The organism is Agrobacterium sp. ST15.13.013 (genome assembly GCF_027956525.1).
In the GTDB taxonomy this organism is placed as follows: Bacteria; Pseudomonadota; Alphaproteobacteria; order Rhizobiales; family Rhizobiaceae; genus Agrobacterium; species Agrobacterium salinitolerans.
Map to the genome: position 1 here is coordinate 179506 of NZ_JAQKGP010000009.1, position 8760 is coordinate 188265.

General features: G+C 58.5%; 5 protein-coding genes. 4 read left to right on the plus strand and 1 reads right to left on the minus strand.

Annotation, left to right across the window (positions count from 1 at the left end; translation table 11 throughout):
* Nucleotides 1–109 precede the first annotated feature (109 nt).
* The 4 genes from prfA to clpB all read left to right on the plus strand — a co-directional run bounded on the left by prfA (nucleotide 110) and on the right by clpB (nucleotide 6213).
* Nucleotides 110–1189, plus strand: coding sequence for a peptide chain release factor 1 (prfA, locus tag PL597_RS11910; RefSeq protein ID WP_077984939.1), 1080 nt, complete (start codon nucleotides 110–112; stop codon nucleotides 1187–1189).
* A complete protein-coding gene (prmC, locus tag PL597_RS11915) occupies nucleotides 1186–2055 on the plus strand; it encodes a peptide chain release factor N(5)-glutamine methyltransferase (RefSeq protein WP_191218080.1) in 870 nt (289 codons plus the stop codon). Before prfA ends, prmC begins: the two co-directional genes overlap by 4 nt.
* Nucleotides 2056–2452: 397 nt before the next feature.
* Nucleotides 2453–3235 carry a DUF4167 domain-containing protein gene (locus PL597_RS11920; RefSeq protein ID WP_077984937.1) on the plus strand — a complete coding sequence of 261 codons (783 nt, stop codon included), beginning with the start codon at nucleotides 2453–2455 and terminating at the stop codon, nucleotides 3233–3235.
* Between the two features lie 353 nt (nucleotides 3236–3588).
* Nucleotides 3589–6213: an ATP-dependent chaperone ClpB gene (gene clpB / locus PL597_RS11925; RefSeq protein WP_142913466.1), complete on the plus strand. Its 2625-nt coding sequence runs from the start codon at nucleotides 3589–3591 to the stop codon at nucleotides 6211–6213.
* 68 nt (nucleotides 6214–6281) lie between these two features.
* Here clpB and PL597_RS11930 read toward each other — a convergent pair whose 3' ends face one another.
* Nucleotides 6282–8228, minus strand: coding sequence for a M23 family metallopeptidase (locus PL597_RS11930; protein ID WP_137412440.1), 1947 nt, complete (start codon nucleotides 8226–8228; stop codon nucleotides 6282–6284).
* Nucleotides 8229–8760: the final 532 nt, after the last annotated feature.

An 8760-nucleotide genomic window follows, 5' to 3' on the forward strand; every position in this document is an offset into this window, starting at 1 on the left:
CCCCGGTTTTCCGTCCGGAAATGCGTTAAAACAAAAAGTTAGAGCGTTTTCGCGTTTCGATGAAAAGCGAAAGCGCTCTAAAAGACCTGTTTCATTATTGGAGTGACTGGTGGCGAAGCTTCCCGTCGAAAAAATGCGTGAGTTGGAAAGACGTTTCGGCGAGATCGAAGCGCGCATGTCGGCAGGCCCGGCAGCGGATGTCTATGTGAAACTGGCTTCGGAATATTCCGAACTCGAGCCGGTGGTGAAGAAAATCCGCGACTACGAGAAGGCTGTTTCCGAGGCCAACGATCTAGAAGCGCTTTTGGCCGACAAGACGACCGACAAGGATATGCGCGAGCTCGCGGAAATGGAGCTGCCAGAGGTCGAGACCCGTATCGGCGAGCTTGAAAAGGATATGCAGGTCCTGCTGTTGCCAAAGGATGCGGCGGACGAAAAAAGCGCGATCCTCGAAATTCGAGCCGGAACCGGCGGTTCCGAGGCGGCACTGTTCGCCGGCGATCTTTTTCGCATGTATGAGCGCTTCGCATCGACCAAGGGCTGGAAGGTGGAAGTTCTTTCCGCAAGCGAAGGTGAAGCGGGCGGCTACAAGGAAATCATCGCCACGATCAGCGGGCGTGGCGTGTTCTCCAAGCTGAAATTCGAATCCGGCGTGCACCGTGTACAACGTGTGCCGGAAACGGAAGCGAGTGGTCGCATTCATACGTCTGCCGCCACTGTTGCCGTGCTGCCGGAGGCGGAAGACATCGACGTCGAAATCCGTCCGGAAGACATCCGTATCGACACGATGCGCGCGTCGGGAGCCGGCGGCCAGCACGTCAACACCACAGACTCCGCCGTTCGCATCACCCATCTACCAACGGGCCTGATCGTCACCAGTTCGGAAAAATCGCAGCATCAGAACCGCGCCAAGGCCATGCAGGTCCTGCGCTCGCGTCTTTATGACATCGAGCGGCAGAAGGTGGAGAGTGAACGCTCGGCCGACCGCAAGAGCCAGGTCGGTTCCGGCGACCGTTCCGAGCGCATCCGCACCTATAATTTTCCGCAGGGACGTGTCACAGACCACCGCATCAATCTCACGCTCTATAAGCTCGATCGCATGATCGAAGGCGAGATCGATGAACTTGTGGATGCGCTGATCGCCGATTATCAGGCGGGACAACTCGCCCAGCTCGGCGAACAGCTTTGAGCACGGCGGCTGAAGCGAGTATCGCGAGCGCGCTTGCCGCCGCCCGCAAAAGGCTGCAGACAGCCGGGATCGATGATCCGCTTCTCAATGCGCGGCTTTTGATTGCGGAAGTCGTCGGTTTCTCATTGACCGATTTCGTGATGAAGTCAGACCGCCCGGTCAGCGCGGAAGAAAACGCGCGTATCACCGCCATGATCGAGCGGCGGGCCTTGGGCGAACCGGTGCATCGCATTCTCGGCCACCGCGAGTTTCACGGCCTTGATCTTCTTCTATCGAAGGAAACACTCGAACCCCGCCCGGATACAGAGGTTCTCGTCGATACGCTGTTGCCGGCGTTAAAGGAGACGGTTTCCCGAACGGGTAGCGTCCGCATTCTGGATTTAGGCACCGGAACGGGTGCAATCTGTCTGGCACTGCTAAAGGAATGTACGCAGGCGTCCGGTATCGGCAGTGATATTTCGGCCGATGCGCTGGAAACGGCCGCCAGAAATGCCGCTCGAAACGGCCTCAGTTCACGCTTCGAAACCATTCGCAGTGACTGGTTTGAAAAAATCTCTGGCCGCTTTGACATAATTGTGTCGAATCCGCCCTATATAAGAACTGATATCGTCGCAACGCTCGACCGGGAGGTTCGTAACCACGACCCGATGGCGGCGCTGGATGGAGGTCAGGACGGCCTTGCACCGTACCGCCTCATCGCTGCCGATGCAGGCCGCTTTCTTGTGGAAAACGGGATTGTCGGTGTGGAGATCGGTTTCGATCAAAGGCTTGATGTTTCCGCTATATTTGCTTCCCACGGCTTCTCTCTTCTGGACGCCGTCAAGGATTATGGCGGTAACGACAGAGTTTTGACCTTCCGGAGATAGTTGTTCGCGATATGTCTGCGGATTTTTTGCAAGGATATTTTGCACAGCAAAAGAAAAGGCTTGGATTTCCGCGGGAAGCGGGATAGTTTGCGGCCACATGCCGGGTGGCTGAGGACGAACTGAGATTCGTCAGGGTATGGGTCAGTCCCGAAGCGGGTTCTTTAAGGAGCCCTGAAAGGCTGGGCGTTTCCGGCATGTGAATCAGTAAACTTTGTTCGCAGACGGCTCGGTGCAGCATTTGCGCAGCCGGTCGTCATACGCGAGGTCTTGCCCGGGAGTTATCTTCGGCAAGGCAAGTGATGGAGCAATTTCAGGAAAAAATTTCCAGCGGTTTTCCGCCCGGAATTGCATGAAAACAACCAGATTGTCAGCAAAACAGAATTCAGGTGAGCAATTGATGAGGCCAGGACAGCAAAACAAGCGCGGCCGGGGGCGTGGAAACAACAACAATAACAATGGTGGCGGTAACAACAACTTCAACCGCAAGGGCGGCAACCCGCTCACCAGGACTTATGACAGTTCCGGCCCCGATGTTAAAATCCGTGGCACAGCCCAGCATATAGCGGAAAAATACGCGGCGCTGGCGCGCGACGCGCAGAGTTCCGGCGACCGCGTGATCGCTGAGAATTATCTGCAGCACGCTGAACATTACAACCGCATCATTGCGTCGGCTCAGGCCCAGATGCAGGAACGCTTCCAGCGCGACGACCGCGGCGAGTACAATGCCGCCGACGGTGACGATATGGAAGTGAACGACGGCGATGAAGGTGCCGTTGCGCCGCAGCAGCAGGCCGAACAGGCCGAGCGGGCGCAGCAGCCCGAACGCCAGGAGCGTAACGAGCGGAACGAACCGCGCCAGGAGCGTCGTGAGCGTCCGGATCGCCGCGAACGGCAGGAGCGTCAGCCGCGCCAGCCGCAGGTGACCGCCGAACAGCAGCCTCCGGTTTACGACGCCAGCCAGGCGCCGCAGCCCGTCATTGAAGGCACGCCCATGGAAGTGGCTGTCGAGGAAGAGCAGCAGCAGGCGGAAGCACCAGCGGCTGAACGCGCCCCGAAGACCCGCCGTGCAGCTGCCCCCCGTCAGCGTCGCCCGCGCCGTACCGCCGCGGCGGAAGGCGCCGAAGGCGAAGAAACGCCTGCGGGTGAAGAGGTCGCGCCTCTCGAGAATGCTGCCGAATAAGCAGCGTCTGCAAATCACATGGCGATTGAAAAACTCCGGTTTGCCGGAGTTTTTTGTTTTCGGCGGTAGTTCACCTTCTCCAGCTTCATCCGGCGAGGCGAATTGACACCTGTCAGATCGAACGAAAATTTCCCGATATGGCGGATTTGCTCCCCTTTAAACCGATGAAAACGGCTCCCATATTCGTGCAGGAAGGACAAACACCGCATCGTCGGTGCCGACCAGCGAGAGGCGACGGACGTGAAATCTCTTAAGCACGGCTGTCGTAGCGGGGCTTGCCTTTTGAGGGAGCCTCAACCCTAACACCCGGTGCCGTGCCGAAAGCGGGCGGGCCGGTCTATGGAGGTTCGACTATGAATATTGAAAAATACTCCGAGCGCGTTCGCGGTTTCCTGCAGTCGGCGCAGACCTTCGCGCTTGCCGAAAACCATCAGCAATTTTCGCCCGAACACGTTCTGAAGGTACTGCTCGATGACGAGCAGGGCATGGCGGCATCGCTGATCGAGCGCGCCGGCGGCGACGCCAAGGAAGCGCGTCTTGCCAATGATGCGGCACTTGCGAAATTGCCCAAGGTTTCCGGCGGCAATGGCGGCCTTTCGCTCACCGCGCCGCTTGCCAAAGTGTTCTCGACTGCGGAAGATCTCGCCAAGAAGGCCGGCGACAGTTTCGTCACTGTCGAGCGTCTGCTGCAGGCACTTGCGATTGAAAGTTCCGCCACCACTTCGGCTTCCCTGAAGAAGGCCGGCGCAACGGCGCAGGCGCTTAATCAGGTCATCAATGATATCCGCAAGGGCCGCACGGCTGACAGCGCCAATGCCGAACAGGGCTTCGATGCGCTGAAGAAGTTCGCGCGCGACCTGACGGAAGAAGCCCGCGAAGGCAAGCTCGACCCTGTCATCGGTCGCGACGACGAGATTCGCCGCACCATCCAGGTCCTGTCACGCCGTACCAAGAACAACCCCGTTCTGATCGGTGAACCCGGCGTCGGTAAAACGGCGATTGCGGAAGGCCTTGCGCTGCGTATCGTTAATGGCGACGTGCCCGAAAGCCTGAAGGACAAGAAGCTGATGGCGCTCGATATGGGCGCGCTGATCGCCGGTGCGAAATATCGCGGTGAGTTCGAGGAACGCCTGAAGGCGGTTCTGAACGAAGTGCAGGCCGAGAATGGCGGCATAATCCTGTTCATCGACGAGATGCACACGCTGGTCGGCGCCGGCAAGGCCGATGGCGCGATGGATGCGTCCAACCTCTTAAAGCCCGCGCTTGCCCGCGGTGAGCTGCACTGCGTCGGCGCCACCACGCTCGATGAATATCGCAAGCATGTGGAAAAGGATCCGGCCCTTGCACGCCGTTTCCAGCCCGTTCTGGTGGATGAGCCGACCGTTGAGGACACGATTTCGATCCTGCGCGGTCTGAAGGAAAAATACGAACAGCACCACAAGGTCCGCATCTCGGATTCGGCCCTGGTTGCGGCTGCGACGCTTTCCAACCGCTACATCACCGACCGCTTCCTGCCTGATAAGGCAATCGACCTGATGGACGAGGCCGCTTCGCGTCTTCGCATGCAGGTGGATTCCAAGCCGGAGGAACTGGACGAATTGGATCGCCGCATCATTCAGCTGAAGATCGAGCGCGAAGCCCTGAAGCAGGAAACGGATCAGTCGTCCGCCGACCGCCTCAAGAAGCTCGAGGACGAGTTGGCCGATACGGAAGAAAAGGCGGATGCGCTGACGGCCCGCTGGCAGGCGGAAAAGCAGAAGCTCGGCCATGCCGCCGACTTGAAGAAGCGGCTGGATGAAGCCCGCAACGAGCTGGCAATCGCCCAGCGCAACGGCCAGTTCCAACGCGCCGGCGAATTGACATATGGCATCATTCCGAGCCTTGAAAAGGAACTGGCTGCGGCGGAAGCCCGCGACAGCAGCGGCGCCGGCTCAATGGTTCAGGAAGTGGTGACGGCGGACAATATCGCCCATGTCGTTTCCCGCTGGACCGGCATTCCGGTCGACAAGATGCTGGAAGGCCAGCGCGAAAAGCTGCTGCGCATGGAAGACGAGCTTGCCAAGTCCGTTGTCGGGCAGGGCGAGGCCGTTCAGGCGGTTTCCAAGGCGGTTCGCCGTTCGCGCGCCGGCCTTCAGGATCCCAACCGGCCGATCGGTTCGTTCATCTTCCTCGGCCCAACGGGCGTGGGCAAGACCGAGCTGACCAAGTCGCTCGCTCGCTTCCTGTTCGACGACGAAACCGCGATGGTTCGCCTCGACATGTCGGAATATATGGAGAAACACTCCGTCGCGCGGCTGATCGGCGCGCCTCCCGGCTATGTCGGTTACGAAGAAGGCGGCGCGCTGACGGAAGCGGTTCGCCGTCGGCCCTATCAGGTCGTGCTGTTCGACGAGATCGAAAAAGCGCATCCGGACGTGTTCAACGTCCTCTTGCAGGTGCTGGATGATGGCCGCCTGACGGATGGCCAGGGCCGCACCGTCGATTTCAAGAACACCATCATCATCATGACCTCGAACCTCGGTTCGGAATTCATGACGCAGATGGGCGACAATGACGATGTGGATTCGGTTCGCGAACTGGTCATGGAGCGGGTCCGGTCGCATTTCCGGCCGGAATTCCTCAATCGTATCGACGATATCATCCTGTTCCACCGCCTGCGGCGTGACGAAATGGGTGCGATCGTGGAAATCCAGCTGAAGCGTCTCGTCTCGCTCCTGGCAGATCGCAAGATCACGCTCGAACTGGATGAGGATGCCCGCAACTGGCTTGCCAATAAGGGTTACGATCCGGCTTACGGCGCGCGTCCGCTGAAGCGGGTGATCCAGAAATCGGTTCAGGACAGGCTGGCGGAAATGATCCTCGGCGGTGAAATCCCCGATGGTTCACGGGTTAAGGTAACCTCAGGCACCGACCGCCTGCTGTTCAAGGTCAAACCCGCCAAGGGTGAGGCTGAGACTGAAACGGCCGATGCGGCATAAAATGAAAGGGCTCCGGAAACGGAGCCCTTTTCATTTGACAACTTTTTAACCCGTAAAAGTCCGCCGAGTTACCGGCTCGCCACCTGATTAGGCTTGTCCGCGATGTTGAGCAGATTGTCGATGCGCTTTCTCTCATCGGAGAACCGCGCCAGCGCCTCGCCGGAAAGCGACTTGCCGCCCGGCAGGCGCACCTTCATGGCGTCCACTTTGGTGCCGTTGACGATCAGCTCGTAATGCAGATGCGCGCCGGTCGAAAGGCCGGTCGATCCCACATAACCGATCACCTGACCCTGCCGGACCTTGGAACCTTCGGTGACGCCCTTGGCGATGGCGCTCTGGTGGTTGTAGGAAGAGACATAGCCATTGGCGTGGCGGATCAGGGTCTGGTTGCCGTAACCGGATGCCCAGCCGGCCTTCTCCACAATGCCGTTACCGGTCGCGATGATCGGCGTTCCACGGGGCGCCGCCCAGTCGGTGCCGGTGTGCATACGGCTGAATTTCAGAACCGGATGGCGGCGCATACCGAAACCGGATGTCATGCGGCCGTTCGGAACGGGGTTGCGCAACAGGAACTGCCGGATGCTTTTGCCGTTCTCGTCGAAATAATCGATGCTGTTGTCGTCCGGGTTCTGGAAACGGTAAAAACGTGTCTCGTTGTCGCCGAATTTGGCGTTCACGTAGAGCAGTTCCGACTTGTCCGTCGCCTTGCCGTCCGCGTCCTCCACGGAGAAAAAGGCCTCCAGCGTATCGGCCGGCTTGAGCTGCGCCTGAAAATCGACGCTGCTGGCCAGAAGCTTGATGAGCTGCGAAACCATGCTCTGGTTCATGCCGTAAGCCAGAGCCGCACGGTAGACTCCGTCATAAACGCTCGGCAGATCGCGACCGGCGGCAGGCGCTGGCGTACTGTCGAAGGCGGTCGCCACGGCGTCGAGCTTCGGCGGTTCGCTAGCCTTGATGAAACGCTTGCGATCATCGATGGCCATGGTGACCATGTGGCGTCCCTTGCGATAAAGGCTCACGCGCACGATGTCGCTCTTTTCGTCTTCCTGGATGATGCCGACGCGCAGAACGTCGCCGCTTTCGACATTGTTCGACTGGATTTGCGGCGAAAGCAGCCCGGCAATTTCGGAGGATTGCGCCTTCGAATAACCGGCGCCGAAGAGGGCAGCTTCGATTGTCTCCGTCTGGCGGGCAGGGATGACGTCGTCGGCATATTCCTTGGCGGGAACCGAGGGTGATTGCGGGGTCGAAACCGACATGTTTTGCTCGACAACGCGGGCAGCAAGGCCGGCGGTAATGTCGACATCGCCATCATCATTATCGAAGCGGCGTGGGTCGATGTAGTAGAGTGCCGCAACTTGCTCGTTACCGTCCGTCAGGATCGAGCCGTTTGAACGTACTGCTTCCTCGACCTCATCGAAGCTCAGGGAGCCCGCAAAAGCATATTTGGAGTGCTGGATGGGAAAGGCGACGGTTTTCAGGCTGACTTCGGATTCGACTTCGGAGCCGTAGATCGTGCCGGTGCGGCTCGCCGCCGGAGCGGGCGCATCCTTGTCGTCGTTGCTGGCAAATATGTTCAGCGGATCAAAGGCGGGGTAGTCATCCTGTTTCGCGTAATTGGACGCCAGCGGAATTTTGACGTGAGAGAAGGGGACCTTGCGGACCACTTCCTTGTCGCCTTCATTGATAACGGTGGAAACTTCCATGATCGAGCGATCGGAGGGGCGGGCCGCGATGTTCGGAGCAACAAGGCGAGTGCCGCGACGAGCTGCCTCCGTCACATTGTCGCCCATATCCGTCTTGGCGAAAGCTTCGGCGGGAATGGCAAGCTGCTGGCGACCGTCAAGAGCGGCAAACAGCGCAACCCCCATCAAGATGGAAGAGGTAATCCCCGTGAGGAACGTGCCCGAAAGCCAGCGCAACGAAATCTCACGGCGATCGGGTGCACGTCGTCCTTCCGCCAGAATTGGCGGTTCCGTACCTAGCGACCGGATCACATTGCGATCCGCAGTCATACCAGCTGTGCCCCGTCGGTCATGCGCTCTCCAGAAACTTCACGCGAAGATGTGCAACTTTCAAAGCCGTGAGTCAAATCGGTCGACGCACCGGAAGACATGTCGCAACCGTCTGTATAGGGACACGCGCAGGCATGTCTCGTGTTAACGCTTCGTTGGCAAAGCAGTTAGCGAGGAAGGGGGCTAAAAGAAGGCGCGGGACCCGTCTTCATGCGCGTGGGCGTACTCCCCTGTGCAAAACCACAAGCTCGGTGGCGTCTTATTATGCCGATACGCTCATGAAAACGAAATCTCCTTTTAGAATCATGCAGATATCACATTTCTTTATTTTTTCGAATTTGGTGTGTTGACTTGTTTGAGGGTGATCTCTTATAAGTCCGCTCACTGAACGAGGGCGGCGGCGCTGCTGGCGACGAAGTCTTTCGTTCTAAGAAAATCAAGAAGATGAGCTGAATGCTTGTTTGTTTCCGGGGTTTTGAGCCTTGGGGGATTGATTGATTGACTGCTTAGTGTGGTCTGTTTTTTGACAATT